This is a genomic window from Reichenbachiella sp. (assembly GCF_039969095.1).
Classification (GTDB): domain Bacteria; phylum Bacteroidota; class Bacteroidia; order Cytophagales; family Cyclobacteriaceae; genus Reichenbachiella.
This window is the reverse complement of record NZ_JBDVOL010000010.1, coordinates 389,304-414,157: the sequence shown is the minus strand read 5'-3', so window position 1 is coordinate 414,157 and position 24,854 is coordinate 389,304. Positions and strand designations below refer to the sequence as shown.

3 protein-coding genes are annotated in these 24,854 nt (G+C 40.5%); all 3 read left to right on the top strand.

Going from position 1 to position 24,854, the window contains the following annotated elements; genetic code table 11:
• Positions 1–104 precede the first annotated feature (104 nt).
• The 3 genes from modA to ABJH98_RS05010 all read left to right on the top strand — a co-directional run bounded on the left by modA (position 105) and on the right by ABJH98_RS05010 (position 24,826).
• Positions 105–872 (top strand): molybdate ABC transporter substrate-binding protein, encoded by a 768-nt coding sequence (modA, locus tag ABJH98_RS05020; protein WP_348306535.1) that lies wholly within the window; start codon positions 105–107, stop codon positions 870–872.
• A 193-nt stretch (positions 873–1,065) separates the two neighbouring features.
• Positions 1,066–10,665, top strand: coding sequence for a T9SS type A sorting domain-containing protein (locus ABJH98_RS05015; RefSeq protein WP_348306534.1), 9,600 nt, complete (start codon positions 1,066–1,068; stop codon positions 10,663–10,665).
• Positions 10,666–11,074: 409 nt separating this feature from the next.
• Positions 11,075–24,826, top strand: a complete 13,752-nt coding sequence (locus ABJH98_RS05010; RefSeq protein WP_348306533.1) for a DUF2341 domain-containing protein — start codon at positions 11,075–11,077, stop codon at positions 24,824–24,826.
• Positions 24,827–24,854: the final 28 nt, after the last annotated feature.

Sequence of the window (24,854 nt, the reverse complement as noted above, 5' to 3'; positions counted from 1 at the left end):
GCATCCATTACATGATTGGGTTAAACGAAATTCAATCAGTAATTTTTCTCATAATAAAAAAAACGAGGTTTTGGTTTTCCTCGTTTTTTTTTATGTTTATCCCTATGGGATTTCCACTTCGTATTCTTCTTTGCATTCTTTTATTTTATGGTTCATCTGTCACTGCTCAAAATCAAAAACTACGAGTGGCCTTTGCTTCTAGCCTCTTGCCTGCAATGCAAGAAATTCAAAATTCATTCGAATCAAAATATGATATCAACCTTGAACTAATTCCTGGAGCTTCAGGCACACTAACTAATCAGATCATGCATGGGGCACCCTTTGATGTGTTTATTTCAGCCAATAAAAAATACAGTCAACTTTTGTTTGAGAAAGGACTGCTAACAGGTCAGCCAATAAATTTTATCAAGGGTTCACTAGTCATATGGTCAGACACTCCATTGGATATTTCATCTTCAGATAATTTCAAAAGCCTAATAGAATATCTACAAAAGCCTAGAGTGCAGACAATTGCCATGGCTCAACCCAACCTAGCACCCTATGGAGATGCGGCAGAAGCCTTTCTAACTGATATCGGAATATTGAATCATATTAAAACTAAGCTAGTCTATGCCTTGAATGTATCCATCGCTAACCAATACATTCATACACGTGGAGCCAATATTGTAATCACCTCTCTTAGTTCTCAATTTATTCTTGAATCTTCTGTTCCTCAATATTGGTATTCAATTGAATATGATTCTGATTTGATTCACACCCTAAGTAGAATTAAAAATGAAAATCAAACATCCAATATTTTTCAGGATTTTCTAGTAGACCCAAAGAATAAATCAATTTTTCTTCAGTACGGCTATAATCTAACAATCCAATAATTGAGCCTTTTTTAATTATTCTTTCTTAATAAAATTCAATTTTCACAATTCCAAACTGGAGAACCTGATTCATAATTAGGAAATACCCCTAAGACTTAGGGGAATACCTGTTTTTTTGCAGTTAGGACACTTTACTGATGTTATAGAACAAAATATTGATTTGTTTTGTGAGGAGAATTACTTGATAAGAATAATGAGCAGCAAAAAATTGATTATTGCAATCTGCATAGCAGTTTGTCATGGAGTTAGTACATACGGCCAAAGTGGACCAGCTGGGATTGGATCTACAGATGGCCTTTCATCTCTTGAACTTTGGTTGAGAGCCGATCAAGGTGTTTCAACAATAGATAATAAGGTTCAAACTTGGTCAGATTTAAGTGGAAATGGTAGAGACATGACCCAGTCAAATGCCAATAACAGACCTTCTTTCAATTCAGCTTCTACGGACATCAATGAACAACCTTCTATTGACTTCGTTTCTTCTTCAAGCACATTCCTGACTGGCGCAACCACCCAAGATTTCTTTGGAAATACTGCGAGTGAGCCTACCATAACAGGAGATATATTCGTTGTCTTCAAACAACCTTTATCTAACTCTGGGTATGTTGTTCAGTTTCCACGAGTATCTGGAAATAGTTCATTCCTTACAATGGTATCCAATGCAGGGAATGGCACACCCGCTGATAATGGTCAACTAAATGACATTCAACTATTTATCAGAGAATCTACTCCTGCATGGTCTAAATTATCTTCTGAAGGTACTAAGACTGATAATTTTACTGTAGATAATTTTCACTTGGCTCGATTTGGCTTCAATCCCACCACGGAACATTTTTGGTTATTTGATAATAATGAAGAAATTGAATCTGTTACAATTGGCAATCAAATTTCTTACGAAGGTGAGGATGGAGACGAAGTTTCCAGACTAGGTAGTAACGGGTCAGGGCAGTACTACGATGGAGAAATAGCAGAAATGTTTGTCTTCAACACAGAAATAGATAGTGCACAGTACATCATTATTCAAAATTATTTCAACGCAAGATATGGACTCAGCACCCCAAACGATTTTTATGCCGGTGATTTGGATATCAATCAAAATCACATTGAAGGAGTTTTCGGCATTGGTCAATTTTCGGGAACCGAATTCGTGAGCATTGCGAACAATGAAGGTATTCAACTTGAGGCTAGTGCAGGACTTGACGATGGAGATTATCTGTTTGCTGGACACAGATATATTAATAACGCTGTTATAGATAATGATATCACAGGAATAACAGGTACTGAACCGGCAAGAATGAAACGCATGTGGTTTTTGGATCAAACTGACGCATCTACAGCACTAACTACTAATATTACGTTTGATTTGGATGATGCTGAATTGCAGGATGCTTCATTAGCAACTGCCTCAAACTACAAGCTAATCAGACGATCAACTGCATCTAATGGCACTTGGACAGTTGAAGCCACTGTCCCAACTATTAACGACACTGAGAATACCATATCGTTTGCTAACATTTCTGTAACTGACGGTGAATTTTATACACTCGCTACATTAGACAATGGTGTAAGCCCTCTTGGTGACATTCAACAAACTTGGTATTCTTTTCAGGCTGGATCGTGGGCTGACCCCAATACTTGGACCTTAGACGGCGCTACTACACCCCTTTTTGATAATGATGATAGCGAAATTCCAGGAGCAGGAGATAATGTAGTCATAACCTCAGGACGTACAGTTAATATGTACGAATCCGATAATTCAACAATTCTTGATGATGTAATTATACAAGACTTGACTATTAGAACTTCAGGCAGACTCAATCTGCTAACCTCAATAGGGCATGATTTAGGCAACATTTCAGGTGCAGGGACTTTGGCCATCCAAGGATATCCCAATACTGGCAATACTGCCTATATAGAAAATATTCCTGATGGTGATTACTCAGACTTTGCGGATCAATTATTAGGAGGAACACTAACAGTCAATACCGCCACTAATGATGTGCCTTTAGTATTAAATCAAGACCTAAGTGGTAATATCATTACAGACCCAAATGGAGCCATATCAAGGAATATGACCATCAACATGGGTGATACAGATGATAAGGTTATTCTTCATAGAAATCTATTCCTTACAAGAAACTTAAACATCACACAAGGTCTACTCCAAGTTCATGGTAATAATCTAGAAACATACAGCGATATCACATTCGTAAATAGCGATTTAACTATTGAAGTGGTGAATAATGTAACCATCTCCGCAAATGCTAGTCTAGTCACAGGAACTGAAAATCAAAGGCATCAATTCAATAGTTATGGAAACTTTACAATTAATGGTACAGCAAACTTTACACAACGTGTAGCAGCAAACCTCACCGCTGATGCGACAGATGGAATTATAGACCTGAATTTTTTAAATACTACTTCCGACCAAACATTAAGTTGTAATGCACAAGCTAATTTTTACAGAATTAAAATTGACAAAGAATCTTCTGCCTATACATTATCGATTGACGCCAGTTCGGATGGGAATTTCAACCTATATGGACGAGCTAATTATACCATTGATTCTGACCTAGGGTATGGTGGCACCAACAACAATGCTTTTGCCCTGGTAACTGGTACAGCCAAGCTTGGTAGCAATGTGAAATTCACTTTAAACCATGGTGGAAACTATTCTATATCATCCCTTGCACAATTGTGGGTTGACGGTGGTGAAATAATTAAATCTAATGGCTCTGCATTAGTGCCATATGGTACGTTTAAAATTTCTTCTGGAATTGCTGAGTTTCTGGTTTCAAGTGGAATAACAATTAGAGACGCTGGAGTCATAGAAGTATTAGGTGGAAGCTTATATGCAAATCAAATTCGAACCTCTATTCAAGCCACAGATGACATTGGAAGTTATATACAGTCAGGCGGTTATGTGTACGTGAATGGTGGTAGCGGTACAGGTCCAAGCGGAACTTTTGGAGGTGGTACTCAACAGGATTATTTCGTTTTTTGCCTACCAGAAGAAGAAAATGTATTTAGAATGTCTGGAGGAACCCTCGAAATCCAAAGGTCTAATTATAATACAACAAGCTCAACTGGCACGCCAAACGATGAAGACGCGACAGATGATTTAGGTGGTGGTATTTTCATTAACTCGGATCCACAAAACATAGAAGTAACTGGAGGAACAGTGATTATGAATATGGACAATACGGTTCCTTTCAAAGTCACTTCCAGAGCACCATTTTATGATGTGATAATGACCAACTCTGCTGGAGCTGCTATTAGTGATGGTGATGGCCAAACTACCGTGAACATTCAAACCACTGATGACAATATTGTATTCTTGGCAGGAGGACAATCAGGTGATGGATCTGGCGCTGATAAAATCATGACTGCACAACCTTTAGTCGTATTAAATGACTTGACCATTGGAGATGGTACAAACCCCGTCCGGTTTGATCATTTGGGACAAGATGTGACTATTGGTAGAAATTTCACCATTAACCTTGATGGCGAATACTTTTTTGGAGATGAAAATTTATTACCTGAAAATATTACCAATTCGAATACTACTCCAGTTCCAGTATCACATCAAAATACAACCATATTTGATGGCACTATTGATGGTACTTTGACTATGGCCAACTTAAATGTAAGTTTAGCTTCTGTAGGTAATGGAACAGAAAATAATGAACAGGTATTCTTCAATATCACTGTAGCGAAAGAGAATGAATCTACCTTATTACTAGACGCTCCAAATAAAGATGTAGATACAGGAGACAATAATGTTTCGAACTCTCTCAGAACTGGAGACAATAGTAATTTCAGAATGGAATCAGGCACGCTGGATCAAGGAAGAAGGACTATTCGGTTTTACGGAAATGTATACAACGCAGCAAAATTGGGGGTTTTCGAACCAGGTGTGACTGACATAGGTGCTTTATTAAAATTTAGACCTGTCACATTTACGATTGAAACTGAACCAGGGTCGGAATTTGGAAACTTCAGATTGAACTGTCAAGATCAAATCATTTCACTCGATAATGATGTTGTCATTCGAAGACTACAAATTTTACACGGAAGATTATATATCGGATCACATAATCTAACCGTAGATGAATTAGATGTATCGCTTAATGGACAGGCCGATTTTTCGAATTGTAATGGCTGTTTTTCTGTAGAAGACATGATCGTAACTGACGGCAATAGCTCTGACGGAGGTCTTACCCTTAAAATAACCAGTGCAACTAATCCTACTGGCGGCTCAGCCAATAACCTAAACGGCAATACAATCATTGACAATTTGGATGATGATGATTTCTTGTTTCCAATAGGAATAGGTTTAACTGGATTGGATGATGCCACGTCAAAATATACGCCTGCCCTACTAAGTATTTCTGATGTAGGGGATCTGGGAGCGGATGGTGAAGCTTATATTACTATAAACCCTGTGCAAGGTGCTCTTCAAACCACCAACGTAGGAGCGACTGAAGTATTGGATTTTTATTGGAGAGTACGCACCGAAGGATTCGACACAGAGCCAGAAATAAACTCTATTACATTTTTTGGAAATGATGATGATGATCCTTCCAGCGGAGCCAATCTAGCTACTTATGTATCTGGAAAAGTGCTCGACGGGGGAGCTTTCACCAGAAGCTCTGAAGCCAATACAGTAGCTACTACAGCCAGTCCAGATTTTGAAACGACCGATTATTCCATTCTCTTTAATGGTGATGGTGGCGGGCTCACCTTGGGTGACTACAACTTTACTGCTGGAGATGCTGCTCGATTTACTGGCACGCCACGAAGAATTTATGCTCGGAAAAATGGACAATGGCATGATCCAAACACTTGGTCGGAAAATTCAAATGGTTCACCAGCACTCACTTTAGCTTCTGAATTGCCACAAGAAGGAGACATCGTAATTCTGGGCTCAAGTGCAGGTGGAGCAAACAGACTTGTTGCCGTTGACCCTGACAATACCAACTATGGAGTAATAAATATTGCACAATTAGTTGTGCTGAGATATCATTCAGGAGAAAGTTCGCTAGTAACTTTTGGAGATAGTGAAGCACAAAGATCACTACATAATTTGGGCTTCGTAACCAACCAAGACCCAGATGCTGGCGATCCTACAAGTACAAGCGGTCATGGATCAAAGCTTAAATTTGTAGGAGCTGGGCTACCTGATGGAGATTTTGGTGAATTTGTCAGTGCTCCAAACACAATATGGACCTATGCAAGACAATTCCCAGGCACCACAGTAAATATTAGTGATATGGCTGGTGGAAACGTTGGGAACGTCAACTTCGATGGATATACCATAAGCAATTCAGTCACCGAATATCCAAACTTGCAATTCGACGCCAGCGGAAGTAGTATTGGTGGAACCAATAGATATATCACTCTCCCTGATGTGGATATTGTAGTAAATGGTGATATTAGGCATTTTATTGGCTCCAACAGTATAAAATTCAACACCTCCGCCAGTGGTGGAGATGTGCTTATTAAAGGTGATTTAGAATTCAGTAGTGGCACTAATGTTATTGAATTTCAGGCTACTGGAACTTCTAGAACCCTCACCGTTGAAGGAAATATAGATTTTAGAGACAATTCATCTTCCAATCAACTCAGAGTAGAAAATGCTGCTAGCTCCCTTGAACACAGTTTAATCTTATCAGGTAGTGTTGTCAACAATACCAATGCCTCTGTCATCAATTTTTATAACTCGGATACCAATACAAAAGCTGATTTAACTTTTGTTGGTGAGGTAAATTCTTCTATTCCTGACTTCAATACAAACATTACTTTAAACAAATTAATCATTGATAAAGAAGACAATCAGACCTATTCAGTCACTGTACAGGATGAAATCACATTTCCAGACATCACCATTTCGATCGAGCACCCCATTGATTTAGTTCGAGGCTTATTGATACTTGACAATGCTGGAATCGACTTAATGATGGCAGATGCGAACACTGGAGATTTTAGCATTCCAAATTTCAATTACACAGACGCTTCCTCAGGCTCTGCTGGTCTTGAACTCATGCAGGGGACTGTAAAAATAGAAGGTGATGATACAGCGTTGATTTTAGACGGTTCATTGATTTTAAGCGGGGGTAATCTAGATATGTCTTCTGGCGCTGGCAACGGCAACAATTTTATCGAATACTCCGCTACAGGCTATGCGATCATAGAAGTAAACAATGCCTCCTCTACCCTGTCAGTAGGCTCACAGATTAGAAGAGGCTTTTACTCTGAATCAGGGATATTAGATCTATCGATCACAGATGGAACAGTTGAAATTGGAGCTTCTACCAATGGTGACTACAGAAGAGGAATGCTCGAAGTAACCAACACAGGAAGTAATTTTATCCATACTGGAGGTACGCTTAGATTCTTGAATCAAAATGGAGCTTCAGCAACAGATGCACTCAAAGCATCTCTCCTTTTGGAGCCAGAAACTTATGATTTAACAGGGTCAACAATTGAGATCGACCTCAATGAAGCAGATGACGATAATTTTAGCATCAATTCTGCTATAGCTATAAATAACCTCACTATACAAAGTACTTCTGGCGTAGAAAGCGAAGTAGTTAGTTTAAAAACACGAGATCTCACCATTGGTGGTGATCTGATCCTGAGCAACGACGTAGAGTTTAGATCTAACAATTTAGACCTGACCCTAAATGGTGATATGACGATCAATGATAATGCATCATACAGTGCAGGTATCAATACGACAACTTTTGAGGTGCCCAATAGCGAAACCGCTCTTTTAAATGGCACCAATACGGATGCTATTGAATTCTATAATTTTGAAAAGTCAGATGAAGGAACCTTGAGTATTAGCAAAGATATTGAAATCGCAGGTGCTACATTTAAATTATCCGAAGGCACCCTTGCTGACAATGACAATCTCATTGACTTTTTAGGACAGAGTATGACTAATAATGCCACTCACTCATCCACAAGTAATCTGGTTGATGCCGGCATCAGATTCAATAGAACCAATGGTGAGCAGGTGTTATCAACAGCCGCAGAAGGAGTTTTTGGCAACCTTACCATCAACAACAATGACGGAGTATCATTACCAGACGCTAATCAAGAATTTCAAATAGTCAACAACCTGACACTGGAAGAGGGTATTTTAGATATTGGTCCCGCTCTCCTATTATTTACTTCTACTGGAACGATTACCAACGGCGACGGAAACGGCTCGGAACTGACACATTTCGGAGAAGAGAATCAGATTCAGACGAACAGTTCCATTATTGATTTTGGAATGGAGAAAGAGTTTTCGATAAGTGAGACTTCGGACTTTGTATTCCCTGTTGGAGAAGGAAATCGCTACACCCCAGTCAAAGTTGATTTTAGTTCTGGAAACTCTGGTTCCACCGTTGGTAGATTAAGAATCAGACCAAGAAATGCAGTAGCTCCAATCATGCTCAGTGAAGATCAATCTACCCAAGATGCCATACTACAATATCATTGGTTGGTCAACGGAACAGGATTTACTTCATTCGACGCTGACCTAATTGCTAGTTATGACGATGATGTAATTGGGACAGATTCAGAAAGCACATATCGGGGAGCAAGAGCTATTTTTTCTGACCCTGATCTAGCTGTGGAAAATCCTTTTCCAAGTGCAGGTGATTTTGTCGATGATGTAAACAATACCATTACCTTCCCTATCCCTGGAGAAAGTGACTTCTCAGGTGAATATTTCGCCGGAGATCCTCTAAGCATTCCTGATTCTTTTGAGGCCTTAATATTTGATGGAATTGACAATAACAACTATGACCACGCCAATAACTATTATTATGACAATGACGATAGTGGTGACTTTTCAGGTGGCGATATTAGACAATCAGATTTGAATTCAGTGATTGGAGGTGCCATCGAAATAGCCTCCTCTACTACGATGTCGCTGAACGTCAATAATGTCAGTTTCAGTAGATTGATTATTCCTTCTGACGGAGTACTGGAAATAGATGGCTCAAATGGACACATATTAGGTCAGGTGAGCGGAACTGGAACTATTCGAATAAACAGTGACGGAAGTACTGCTGCACTACCTGCAGGTGATTATTTAAACTTCTTCGACTGCTCAGGAGGGGCTCTGGAATACGGAGGTGATGGCGACTATACAATCATGGTGGAGTCTAATGAGGTAAGGCAACTTACGCTCAGCGGAAACGGAGCAAAAGCTTTTGTATCTAATAGTGATATTGATGTTTGTGAAAATTTAATCATCAATGCTGGAACGTTAGATCTGGCAGATGAACGTCAACTTACCGTGGGTAATGACATGACGCTGAATGACGGAGCTTTCAATATGGCTAATGATGGAGTGATTAGAATAGAAGGAAATACAAGTCTATTAGGAGGCACCTTTACTGGTGCTGACAATAGTGATGTGGAATTATTGGGTAATTTGACAAAAACTAGCACCACGATAGTTCCATCCGCTGGTAGTCCTGGTCAGATCAGTTTTATTGGTAGTACCACCCAAGACATCACTGGAGATATTGTTTTAGAAAATGTAGTCATCAATAATACAGCAGCTAATCCAGCGATTAATTTAACTGGTGGAACCCAATTAGAGATAAGTAACAACATTCAACTACTCGATGGTGTAATTCTTTCAGATAACACGGATTTCAGGAGCGGTTCATTTACGATCTCCAACGAGTTAGTTTTTAGTTCAGCAGCCACATATACTGGAGGAAGCTCTGCCAGTTTCATTGACGGAGTAGTTACAAAAAACAATCTGCCAGCTAATACCAGTTTTACATTCCCCACAGGAGATGAGTCTACATATGCACCAGTGAATATACAAGAAGACAACACTGGCGGCGTAAACTGGACCGCTAGATATCAAAGAACCAACCCTACTACTTATCTAAGTAATAACTATGACAATCTTGGAGAAACGGAAGTTTCTGCAAGCGAATTTTGGGTGATCTACCCCTCTTCTATAAACCAATCTGCAAACATTAGTTTAACCTATGGCTCCCAATCAGGAGTAGTAACTCCTGATGAAACTACTGTAGTTCAGATTGAGGACAATGTGGGTGGAGGCAATGGTGTCGATGATGACGACAACTGGTTTGATGCTGGACGTGAAGGCCTCTCATCAGGAGCTTCAGCTTCAGGAGGGATTATTACTACAAACCCAACTACAATCAGTCTCAGCTTTTTCACTCTCGGTGGACAATCCGAAACTGCCCTTCCAGTAGAATTAGTTGAGTTCACTGCTTCATTAAATGATAAAAAAGTAGAACTGTATTGGACTACTTCGTCAGAACTCAATAATGATTATTTTGAAATAGAAAGGTCTACAGATGGCATCGAATATGAAGTAATCGGGAAAGTAGCTGGTCAAGGTACAGTAAACGAAAGGATCGATTATGATTTCGTGGATGACCAACCTTATTTTGGGATCTCTTATTATCGACTTGCTCAAGTAGATTTTGATGGTACTAGAGCGGTATTTAAGCCAGTCAACGTCAACAACGATTCCTTTCAGCAAGGAATCGAAGTATCCATCTTCCCAAATCCTGCATACTCCTACAACACCAACCTACGAATTGCAAGTGGAGATGAAAACTCATTGATCCGGGTCATACTATACGATGTATCCGGAAATTACGTCCACAGCGAAGAAATTTCTCCTAGACTGGGACTTTCTGATCATTTACTCAACCTTCCATCAGGCTTAGAGTCTGGTATTTATCTGATGACTATCCAACAAGCCAATAATCAACAAATCCAAAGATTAATTATCAAGTAAATCAAAAGCTAGCATGTACAGCCGGTACATGCTGCTTTTAATCTCAAATCTAATGTTCCTAAATAATGCTATTCAATTGAATGTGATTTTGACTTGATTCATACTATAAGCCTGACAAAAAACGGGAATCAATCATCCCATATTTTTGAGGACATTCTACTATACCCAACGATTAAATCAATTTTTCTTCAGTTTTTTTATAATCTTATAGTGCAATAATTACTTCAATTATCCATACATTTTAACGAAATAATCCAATTTAAAAAAAATTTATCGAAAAATTTGGGTCATTCATAGGAAAAATCTCTAGGGTATTAGGGGAATACACGTTTTTTGTAATTAAAGCAATTTACGGATGTAAATCAACGTATTGTTGAATAGCTTGCCTTCAGTTTACTTGAGAAGAATAATGAGCAGCAAAAAAATAATTATTGCAATCTGCATAGCAGTTTGCCATGGAGCGAGTACATACGGCCAAAGCGGACCTGGAGGAGTCGGCAATTCTTCAAATCTCCCAGTTTGGCTAAGAGCTTCAGACATTGGAGTAGGTGATGGAAATGAAATCACAACTTGGCCAGATAGATCTGGAAATGGCAATGACTTTACGTCTATAGCTGGAAATGGAGGCTTGAGACCTACCTTAAGTCTTTCCTCAATCAATGGAAAATCAGGGGTTCTTTTTCATGGTGACGCGTCAAGATTTGAAGACGCGGATGGTGAAAATTACATAAACAATCAAACTGGATATACCTTATTAACACTAATCCAATCGGATGAATTAGCCACCATCGATGTGGGAATTTTCGACTCGGAAGATCCTGATGGAGCTGATGACGAGTTTACCTGGAGATATGATAATGCAGGAGCATATGGCGGAGGTGATAATGTGATCAAATTTGGTATAGAGGCTGGAGGACAAAATCAGTATGAGTCTGCAGATAATACACACACAGTAGATCCCCAATTGATGCTTGGACTTTGGCAGCAAGGAGAATTCAACGAATTATGGCTTGACGGGACACAAGACGCTCCTACAAATCAAGGCACCATACAATCCGGACTTGTGACAGGTGCATCAAAAGCTGTCATTGGTAGAGGCCCAAAAGATAGTGGAACAACTGGATGGGATGGATACATTTTAGAGTTTGCCATCTGGCAGTATAAGGTAAACAATGCAGAACGAATTCTCATTGAAAACTATCTTGCTGCTAAGTACAGATTATCCGTAGCGAATGATTTTTATATTTTCGAAAATACACATGGTGAAGATGTTGCCGGCATTGGTCAAAACGGCGCAGACTTGCATACTTCCTCCTATTCGAGTGACATTCTTGGAATAAGTAATCCATCAGCACTAGCTGACGGAGATTGGTTATTGTTTGGTCATGATGGCGCAGATGCCTCTAGCTGGACTACAACCGAGCAAATTAATGGAGATTCAAACTTAGAGAGGATCGCCAGAGAATGGCGATTTGATGTAACCAATACCCCAGGTACTACTACTATTTCTATTGACCCAGCGAATTTACCAGCTCTCAATACAGATTTTGATTTTTACACTCTTTGGATTGATGATGATGGTGATTTTTCCAGTGGTGCTATTCCATATCCGTTGACATTAAATGGAGGGGTTTATGAATCCAACAATATCACAATCACTGATGGGGATTATGTTACAGTCGGTGCATACAGACCAAACATTCAATTTACGCTATCTAATTCAGCTGGAGATGAAGAGGGTAATAATTCTCCTGACTTTTCTGTAGATATAGACTATGTACTTTCTGCTGATATTGATGTCGACTACGCCATTATCGGTGGTACAGCAGTAATCAGCACAGAATACACTTTTACTGATGGCACCATTACCATCCCTGAGGGAAGTACTTCAGCGGACATCACTACAGCTGCCATTGTAGCAGATGGGGATGTAGAATCTGACGAAACCTTTATTATAGAATTGTCCAATCCAGAATTCGGCATTTTAGGGAGTAATACAACCCACACCTATACTATTAATGACAACGACAACACTCAAACCATACAATTCGACGCACCTTTTAGCTATGGCTATAAAAAGAATATAACCATAAACAGTAGTGAGGTATCTGGCTCTTCCAACCTGGATGATTTTGCGGTGATGATTTCTTTCACAGATGCGGATTTTGAAACCACAGCAGGCAAAATTCAAAGCACTTCCGGTTATGATGTCAGATTTACATTGGCCAACTCTGTAGTTTGGTTGGATCACGATTTGGAATATTACAATGGAGCCACAGGAGAATATGTGGCCTGGGTGAAAATTCCATCCTTGAGCTATAATCAGGATACTGAAATCGACATGTATTATGGCAACGCCAGTGTGGTAACCGACCCCTCTTCAACTAGCACTTGGGTAGATTATCATGCAGTTTATCACATGGGAGCAGATGATTTTGCAGATGCGACGATCAATGGTTATGACGGAACCAATTCAGGTTCAGCAGATGCAGTAGGAAAGACAGGTAGAAGCCAATCCTTTGATGGGAGTAGCCAGATTAACCTGAATACATTTCCCAATCTTGATGGAGCCTTCACCATATCCATGTGGATTAATGCCGGAGCAGCGTCTCAGGATGGTATGCTTTTTTCAGATGATGCTAACAATTCAGGTTATTTCTTGAATTATGGTCAAGCAGGAAATGAGCGAATCAGGGGAACACTACGCGGAACAGGTTTTAGCCCTGCCAATATAGACGACACTTACACCTATACTGCAGGTACATGGAAATATGTATCTTTTGTAATAGACCGTCCAAACTTAGACCGAATCATCTATGCCAATGGCAACTCTAGTATCTCTGACTTATCAGATATTGGAATTATGAGCACAGATGCAGGCGTAGCCTCTATAGGAGGAGAAGGCGCAAGGTATTTCAATGGCTCAATTGATGAAGTGAAAATTTCAAGTGTGGTCAGAAGTGCCGCATGGATCGCTACAGAATTCAACAACCAAGATGATCCCAGCACATTTCTCACTATTGACCCCGTAGAGGAAGTAGTCACGGGGTTTGATATTTCTGAGTCTACCACTACAGTAGCGCTGACAGTTGCCATCAATGCAGCGAGTGGATCGCTTACTCAGGTAAATTATGCCGCAACAGCTGGATCGGCGATCAATGGATCTGATTATACACTAGCCTCTGGTACTGTGGATATTAATATCGGAGAAACTAGCAATTACTTTGAATTGTCAATCACGAATGATTTGATTTATGAATCAGATGAGACTATTACAATTTCGCTCTCTTCTCCCACTAATGCGAACTTAGGAACAAACAATACCATTACACTGACCATCATTGACAATGATGTAGCACCTCAAATAGAATTCACTTCCACCGCCGCTACTGTAAATGAAGGAACTTCGCAGTTTAACATTCCTGTTCAGCTCAACACAGCAGCTGGCCAAGATCTATCGGCTACCTATACAGTAACAGGAGGAAGCGCTACCGCTAATTCTGATTTTGTTTTGAATTCCGGAACAATTGTCATACCTGAGGGAAGCCTAACTAATAGTTTTATTGCCAATATCATTGATGATGGGACTATTGAAACGCTAGAGACCATTGAAATCACTCTATCGAACCCACAACCTTCGCCCGATGCTCAACTCGGAACCAATGATGTCATTACTATTTCCATTAGTGATAATGATAATTTAGGATATGACGGTCCTGGAGGGGTTGGATACAAGGATGGATCGGGAACCTTGACCATGTGGTATATGGCAGATTCTGCTACAGTATCAGGTGGAAAAGTAACAGACTTAAAAAATCTGGTGGGCAACAGTGACTACGACATGATTACTCCGGCAGCAGATCCAGATTATGTTAGTTACGACGGTAGTGAAACACTCAACGGCCATGCAGAAATCAGCTTTAATAATGCGCAAGACAATTTAGCAACCAATAGCGTACTGAGTGCATCAACTTTCCCATACAATGAGGCAACTTCATTTATCGTAACCAGACACGATAACATGGCTCAGCAGGCAAATAGCTATGGTACTTCAACTACGCAAACAGGAGGACAAGCAGTCAATCGATTTGGATCTCACCTTCCATGGAACAATACTTGGTATTTTGATATTGGTAATTGGAATAACGGCGGTCGTTTAAATGCAACTTATGATCCAACTTGGGTTGGAGAGTATGGTATTTTCACCTATCGTGCAGAAGCTGCAGCGGGGGGTACGAAAACAGCTTGGAGAAACAATACTCAGATTGGCTCAAATACAGGTACAAGCGAATTTGTTAATCATACTTCAAATTTCTTCCAGCTTGGTCAGACAGAAACAAATGATTTCCAAGGAGATATTGTAGAATTTCTCCTCTTTACCAAACCAATCAATGAAGCACAACGCATTATTATCAACAACTATTTGTCAGCAAAATACGACCTACCTATCACTAATGATTATTATGTATGGCAAGCCACTCATTCCTTCGAAGTGGCTGGTATCGGACAGACAAGTGGTGAATCTCACGTAGCTGCAAAAGCAGGAGCCATCACCATCAGTGCACCAACCAATTTGGATGATGATGAATATGTACTTTTTGGTCATGACAATGAAGACATAACTACTTGGTCGACAACTGATATTCCTGCTGGAGATTTCCAAAGATTAGATCGTGAATGGAGATTTGACCTTACTGGGACACCAGGAGAAATTACGATTTCAATTGATCCAGACTTAGTGATTACTGAACCAGCTGGGTACAATGAGTACGTTATCTTGGTAGATGCGGATGGTGATTTTTCGTCAGGAGCCGCCGTATATCCTACAACTTTAATCTCTGGTGAGTACACCACAGAATCTATAGCAGTTACAAAAGGAGACTATGTTACACTTGCACTATTAAAACGAACGGCAGAATTTAGTTCTTCGGGAATAATATCATCTGAATCAAATCAGGGCTTAGTTACAGTACAACTAGATTATGCTGCCGGATCTACCATCACCATGGATTACACCCTTACCGGTACAGCCACTTCCGGAGGGGTAGACTATGCCACGGCTACAACCGGAACTTTTACTATCCTGGAAGGACAAGCTTCATCTACTTTGGATTTAGGCATCATTGATGAATCCATTAAAGAAGGGGATGAAACCATTATAATCACACTTAGTAATCCTTCAGCCAACGTACAGTTGGGTGCACAAGCCAGTTTCACTTACACTATTTCTGATGACGACAACACCAGAGATATCTTTTTCAATGCTGCTTGTGAGTTTGGATTCAGCAAAGTTTTGACCATTAATAGTGGCGAAGTCATTGGATCAGCAGACTTAACCAATTTCCCTCTGCTCGTGAATATTGCAGGAGATGCAGATCTCGCTGCCAATGTCCAAAATGCAAACGGTTATGATATCTATTTCAAATATCAAGACAGTACCTTCTGGCTTGACCATGACATTGAGTATTTCAATTCTGGAAACGGTGACTTTGTTGCCTGGGTACTCTTGCCTACACTTGATTTTGATGACGACACGAACATCGAAATGTATTATGGCAATTCAGACATTACCACAGACCCATCCAGTAATAGGGTTTGGGATGAATATCTAGGTGTGTGGCACTTGCACGACAATGAAGAAGATGCAACTACCAATGAATACGATGGAACAAACAACGGGACTGATGTGATAACTGGTCGATTTGGAAATGGACGTGATTTTGACGGCGTAGGAGACTTTATCGAATTGGCATCTTTTCCAGATCTACAGCAAGATTTTTCAATCACGGCTTGGGTCAACCCTACTAATGTCAATGCAGGGTCAAGGGTTTTCATTGACGATGATAACAATACCCAAGGGTATGCATTATCCATTGGTGATCCAGGTAGTGGACGAGTACGATTTTATAGCAGAGGCACCAATCCAATATCTGTAGACGGTGGAGCAGGTCAGGCTGCTACAGCCGCAGCCTGGAATTTCGTTAGTGGTGTAGCTGACTACAATGCGGGTGGTAGCAGAATCATCTATGTAAATGGACAAGAAGCAGCCAACGTCTCACACACCTCTCAAATGGGTGTAGATGTCGGTAGTGCAGCCATTGGTGGTGAAACACTCTCAGGAGAAACTGGTAATCGATTCACTGGTATTGTGGATGAAGTCCGAGTATATAACGGATTGTTATCTCCAGAAAGAATTCAAACAGAATACAACAATCAAATAGAAAGCTCAACATTTTATAATTTGCCACTTACAGAAGTAGCAGGAACAGGATGTGTTGTTGCTGAAAATGATGGCACTTTCTCTGCTACTGTGTCTATTAACCCATTTGATAATGCAAGTACAACCACTGCCACATATACAGCTACAGGTGGAACAGCGGTGAATGGTGAAGATTATACTTTGGCTAGTGGAACCGTGACCATTCCTCAAGGTGCTACCAGTGCATCTTTTGAAATTGAATTAACAAATGACTTGCTGGACGAGGTAGATGAAACTATCATTTTAACCATTTCAAACCCATCTTCAAACGCAAAAATAGGAAGCAACAGCACCATTACTTATACTATTCAAGATGATGATAATGTTCCGGAAATTGATTTTGTTGACACACAATCTAGTATCAATGAAGGGACCGCCACCGTAACCATTGGGCTTCAACTTAATGCGGAGTCTGGAAATGACGTCACAGTGCAATATGGATTGAATGGCAGCTCCACTGGTACAGACAATGTTGATTTTATTATTCCTTCTAGTACGGCAACCATTACTGCAGGAGACTTGAATACCAATATCACTTTGAGTATCGTGGATGATATTGATTTGGAGGCTTTAGAAACTATAATTTTGGATATCAGCAGCCCTACGAACGCAACACTAGGGTCAAATACACAGCATACCATGACCATCAATGACAATGATGACTTGGGGTACAATGGACCAGGTGGAGTTGGTGAATTTGATGGTTCAAAAACGCTAAAATTATGGTTGGCTGCAGATTCAGCTGCCACTACAGGCACTGATGTTACTAACTGGGACAATGCCGTTCCAACTATTACAGGCTTAGACTTTACCCCTGTTGGAACTAGCCCCTCAAAAATTGAAGATGCAGTAAACGGACATGCAGAGATAAGTTTTGCCAATGTAAATGATGCGCTAATTTCTAACTCCACTTTGGCAGCTTCTACTTTTCCATACAATGAAGCTACTTTCTTCATTGTCACGAGAACAGATAATTTATCTCAACAATCCAATGCCTATTCCACAGCTACAGCAGCTACAGGCGCCACAGGTACGAACAATATTTCCGCAGATATACCTGGCACCGGAAATTACGACTTTGATATTTCAGGAGTGAATATTAGTAACACATACCCTTCAGCTTGGGCCAATGGTGATCACAGCATCTTTGCTCACCGAATCACTTCTGATAGCTCAATCGTTTGGAGAAATAACGGAATTATTGGTCAGACAGCCACCAATTCAAACCCTTTTACCAATCATTCCAATTACAATTTTTATATTGGAAGAGAAGAAACAAATCCATTTCAAGGAGATATAGCTGAGTTGATCATGTTTACCAGACCAGTCAATAATACACAGGTCAACATCATCAACAACTATTTATCATCTAAATATGACATTCCTGTAGCTACGGATTTATATGTATTTGATAATACCCATGGCAATGAAGTAGCGGGAATTGGACAGACTTCTGCTACTGACCAGCATGTGGCTGCAGAGGCAGGCGTAATTACAATAAGTAATGCCAGTACATTAGCGGACGATGACTATGTGCTATTCGGACATGACAATGCGTCTATTGCTTCTTGGGTAACATCAGATACACCTGAAGGAGATAGTATACGAAGAGTATCCAGAGAATGGAGATTCGACCTAAACAATGATCCGGGGACAATTACAATTGCGCTTGATACTGATTTGCTACCTACAATCATCTCAGGTTATGAAGATTATGTGATTTTTGTGGATGCTGATGGTGACTTCACTGATGGAGCTACTGTTTACCAAACAACATTAGTTGATGGCCAATACAAGGCTTCTGAAGTTCCAATTGCATCTGGAGATTATGTTTCTGTGGGAATCATTATTCGTACCATTGAATTTAATTTAGCGAATTCAAATGGATTAGAAAGTACATCTGAAAATGTAGCCATCAGTCTAAATTATGCCTATAATACGGATATCAACTTTGATTATGCCATAACTGGTGGTACAGCCACAGGTGGAAATGTAGATTATTCAACAGCAGCCACTGGTACATTGCAATTTTTGGCTGGTCAAACTAGTACTTCCCTTCCGTTAGGAATTAATAATGACGGTCTGGTGGAATCAGATGAGACCATTATCATTAAGCTTAGGAATGTCCCTTCAGGATTTAGATACAGTGCAGATAGCATTCATACTTACACCATCAATGACGACGACAATGGACGAAACATTCAATTTTCTGCAGCTGCATCCGCGGGCGATGAGAGTGTCACAGATATTCAGTTAACCATTGAACTGAATAATCCCGACCCAGTCAATGAAACCAAAGCCTACCTGTCTGTAACAGGAGGAACAGCTGAAGATTCGCCTGCCCCAGATTATACGCTTACTGCTGATACGGTAAGAATTGCAGCTACAGAAAGTAGCGTGACTTTTGACTTTAGTGTATTGGACGATGTGTTGGATGAAGCTGATGAAACGATTGAAATCAGTTTGACTAGTCCAGGGAATGCCAATTTAGGTGCAAATGCAGTCTATACTTATACCATTCAAGACAACGACAGCCCTGTTTCTCTAGAATTTCAAGATGCTGCTACTACCATAGATGAAGGAGGAAATATCGCTCAAATAGTTGTGGAACTATCAAATCCTTCAGGACAAACTGTGACAGTTGATTATGCTGTAACAGGCGGAACTGCTATTGGGTTTGGTACAGACTACGCCTTGGCGGATGGCACACTTTCCATTGCTCCTGGTAATCAAATCAAATCCATCAATGTTGCTTTAACAGATGATACAGAAGAGGAAAGCGCCGAAACCATTATCATAGATATTAGCTCCCCAACTGGAGCAACTTTAGGTGCTCAGACCCAACATACCATCACTTTAATAGACAATGATGCGCAGTACGGGTTCTATGGACCTGGTGGTGTGGGTGGAAAGAAGAGCAATCAATTGTGGCTTGATGCAGAAAATATTAATGGAACCGGAGTAAGCGGGCCAACTGATGGTGCTACCATCACTACATGGACAGACCGATCTGGCAACAACTATGATTTTACAGCAGTAGGTATTGCATCCACTTACGATGCTACTGGTCTCAATGGCAATGGTACAATTACCATTTCGAATGCTACCCAAGGATACAGAGCTCCAGCCAACTTTAGCAACTCCCTGTCAAATTATTCTTTCTTTACTGTTGCACAACAAACTGGTGGTCAATACTTGGCAGAAACTACAACAGCAGCAAGTGGTAATTTCAGTCTAAATCAAGGCACCAATGGTTTGTACTATTTAAATAGCGGGGACTTCCTTGCAGGAAATTCTAGTACGGATATAGACATAACTACATGGATCTTCGATGCTGAAGCCACGCCAAATGCTCAAGTGAGACGCGATGGAACTGCACTTGCAAGTGACAATAATTTTGCGGTCATGGGCCTTAGCAATGATTTTAGTGTTGCCAGTAGAGCAACTGGAGAATCTACCGCGGACTTTGAAGGAGATTTGTCGGAGTTTATTATCTATAAAAAACCGCTTAATACAGCTCAACAAAACATTGTTGAAAACTATCTATCCTCAAAATATGGAATAGCTGTCAATACGGATTTGTATGGTTATGACGGCACTTATGGCGCAGATGTAGTGGGCATAGGACAAGAAGCTGATGGTCAACATTTGCAAGCCATGTCTGATAGTTTACTAATGCTCAGTGGGGCTAGCTCATTAGGTGATGGAGACTATGTTTTCGCTGGTCACGACGGTGGTAGCAAGCTGACATGGACTACCACAGAAGCACCTAATAGCGGATCCAATGTAAGAAGAATATCAAGAGAATGGAGAACTGATTTGACAGGTACTCCAGGCACAGTGATCGTTAAAATAGACACGACACAATTGCCCGTGCCTCCTAATGGTTATGACCAATATGTGGTTTGGACCGATACAGATGGTGATTTTAGATCTGGAGCCACTACTTATCAATTGGAGTACTCACCTATTTTTGGATTTCATGTTACAGACCCGATCACACTAGCCGACGGCACATTTATTACGTTAGGCGTGGGTCAAACTGTAGTACAATTCAGTCTGAGTAGCTCAGATGGAAATGAGAATGTTGCTAATCCTAACATTCAAGTTTCTCTGAATTTTACCATGGGAAATGATGTAACTGTAAACTATGCAGCTACTGGTGGCAGTGCGCAAGGCAATAATGTAGATTATCTATTGACAGCAGGAACACTGACTATACCTGAGGGTCAGATGAGTGCCAACATTATTCCTGGTGTAATAGATGATAACGTATTGGAAAATGATGAAACCATTACAATCACGTTGACTACACCATCGGCCAATGTATCGCTTGGAAGTATATCCGAACATACCTACACCATTCATGATAATGACAATACAAGAGCCATCTCTTTTTCTACTCCACTAAGCGATACTCAGCTGGAATCAGTAGCAAGTAAAACAGTGACTGTGGAGGTAGATGTCGTCGACCCGTCCAATCCGACGACCGTGGATTTGGAACTGGTGGCTATTGGGAATACAGCAACTGAAACTGATGATTTCACTTTATCAACAACCACAGTAACGATACCTGCCAATCAATCAACAGCTACTTTTGATATCAATATTGTGAATGACACCTTTTATGAAAATACTGAGGTTATTACGATTGATTTGACCAATCCTAACAATGCACAGTTGGGTACAGATGATCGCTACACCTATACCATTACAGATGATGACACCGCTCCTACTGTGGCCTATACAGAAACTTCTTCTTTTGCTTCAGAGACAAGTGGAACAGCTACTATAGAAGTATCGTTGAGTACCACTTCAGTAGCCGATGTTACTATAGACTACAGCGTCACAGCTGGGACAGCCACGGATGGAATAGACTATACGCTGGCAGATGGTACACTTGTCATAAGTGCAGGTGAAATGGATGAAAATATTCTGGTTACATTGGTTGACGATATCTTATCTGAATCGGCAGAAACCATAACCGTAACTATTAGTAACCCTAGTGGGGCCACATTGGGCACTAATCAGGTACATACCATCACTATCATTGACAATGATGCAGCGGGCGGCACTGGCCCTGGTGGAGTCGGTAATTCGACAAATAATGTACTTTGGTTGAGAGGAGATCAGTATGATGGAGCTACTTGGACTGATATTTCAGGAAATAACAATGACTTGAATGGTGGGGTTTCACCAAGTACCAGTACCAATATTAATAGTCTTGCTACCGTAAGTTTTGATGGCTCCCAATATCTATCAGCCAATGCCTTGACGGAAAGCGCCAATGACTTCGACTTTTTCTTCGTGACTAATTCGGCAACAACTACAGATCAAGTACTCTTTCACGCCGATGGAACTGCAGCCGAAGATTTGGCTATTGGATATCATCATGCTAGTGGTGCATTTCTAGATCAAAATGGCTGGACAGGTAACGAATTAGCCATCACTGGCGCGAATATTCTCCAGTTAAATCTTGAAAGTGGCAGCAACAATGCGGAATACTCGGTCAATGGGGTAGCTCAAGCAAGTACGACCTATACACCTACGGCGATTAGCGGCAGTAGAACATTAGGAGCACTAGCATCCAGTGCTAATGGATTCACTGGAGATATGGCAGAGGTATTGGTCTATAATAATAAGCTCAACAATGCCCAAAGAATCATAACAACCAATTATCTGTCGGCAAGATATAATATCAATATCGGTGCGCTTGATCAATATTCTTACGATGGTGGTGGTGGTTTCACCGGAAACTTAATTGGTATTGGACAAGAAGATGCAACTAATCTTCATGTCGAAGCAACGTCTGAAGATTATTTAACAGTCAAAAATCCAAATAGCCTTGAAGATGGAGATTATCTCCTATTCGCCAACGATAATGCGGATGCCACGGCCTGGACCACAACAGAAACTCCAAATGGTAGCACAAGAAGAATAGCTAGAGAATGGCGTGTGGATGAAACCAACGAAGTAGGTACAGTGACGCTGGAAATAGATAACTCTGCCCTCCCTACTCCACCAGAAAGTGGATTGACTTGGGTACTCATGGTTGACAGCGACGGTGATTTCAATACAGTGGACAATTCATACCCACTGACTAATATTGGAGGTAATATTGTCAACATCAATGGATTAGACTTGAACACAGGCGACTACTTTACTTTTGCACTTGTGAAATTTGAAACTACCGGTGCTAGTTTTGATTTCAATAACCCAATAGCCTGGACTACAGGAATCGTTCCAACTGAAGGTACAGATGCAACCATCGTCAGTGGTCACCCAATGGTCATGTCGGCAGATGCTGTAGTTGGGTCTTTGACCATTGAAACTGGGGCTTCCTTAGATCTAAGTGGTCAAACACTTGAATTTTCAGAAGGCTGTATTACACTTGAAGGTACTGCATCTGTAGATGTCGCTACCTCAGGTAGTTCTATTGGATACGTAAACCCTAATGTGATAGAGCAATGTGTCACAAGTATGACTTACAACAACATATTCACAGAAGGTACAGCTGGATCTGTTAAATACTTATTAGGTGATATTGTCATACTTGGAGACATGAATTTAACCAGCGCATCTGGATTAGCAGCGACTTTCGACGCCCGTGAGTTAAGTACTACAAATGATTATGATATTACGATTGCAGGCGACTGGATGAGTGAGATTACTTTCTTGCCACGGTCTGGTACTGTTACTTTTGATGGTACTGCAGATCAAATTGTTGACACAGACGGAGGTGAAACCTATAATAATTTGATCATCAATAAAGCGACTGGCGATGTTGATCTTCAATCTAGTATCACTACCAATGGAACAGTTACTTTGACTTCTGGAAACATTGATTTAGGCATTAATGATTTGAACATCACAAGCACTTCTACGATCTCAGGAGGTGATGCTACAAGTTATATAGTAGCAGATAATATTGGAGTGCTTCGACATGCAATTACGGCTTTAAGCACAGCTTACACCTTCCCTATTGGTGATACTGATGAATTTGCTCCATTTACTTTCACCTTGAATCAGGGTACCTTAAGCTCATCCAATGTGACCATCAATATGAGGGATACTAAACACACCAACATAGAACAGGATGATTATATCACACGCTATTGGTCACTCAATAATGAGGACATCACTGGCACACTAGATTATGACGTTTCATATACTTATCAGCAAGTCGATGTAGTTGGGACAGAGCTAGCATTGAAAGCCAGAAAGTTCTCTGCTTCAGGAGATGCCATTGGCGGTTCTGTGACGGTAGCAACCAATGTGTTGGCCTATGCGGGACACGATTCCTTCTCGGATCATACAGGAGAAGCACTTGCCATTGCTACTCCTGTAGAGCTATTGAGTTTTGATGCATTACTTACAGATGCAGGAATTGAAATTCATTGGCAAACCGCCAGTGAGCTAAACAATGATTATTTCGAACTAGAAAGATCAGGCGACGGAATTGCTTTCGAAGTGATCGGGAAAATAGATGGAAATGGAACAGTCAACGAAGTAATGAGCTATAGCCATTTGGATGAAGACCCTTACTTTGGCGTATCTTATTATCGCTTAGTTCAAGTGGATTACGACGGCACATATACGGTCTACAATCCAATTGCAATCGACAATGATCAGTTCAGATCAGGAATGGAACTCACGCTATTTCCCAACCCAACAGATGAATACAATATCAATATGAGAATTGCCAGCGGTGATGAAAACACCCCTATCCAAATCTTGATTTATGATTTGATGGGACATTTAGTTCATAGTGAAACGATTGAAGCCATCTTGGGTATTTCTAATCATCAGATACGCTCTAACACCAGAATGGACATAGGCGTATATCAAGTAGTCGTGTCACAAGCCAATAACCAACAAATCCAAAGATTAATTATCAAGTAAATTAAGAGCTAGCACATGCAGCCGGTAT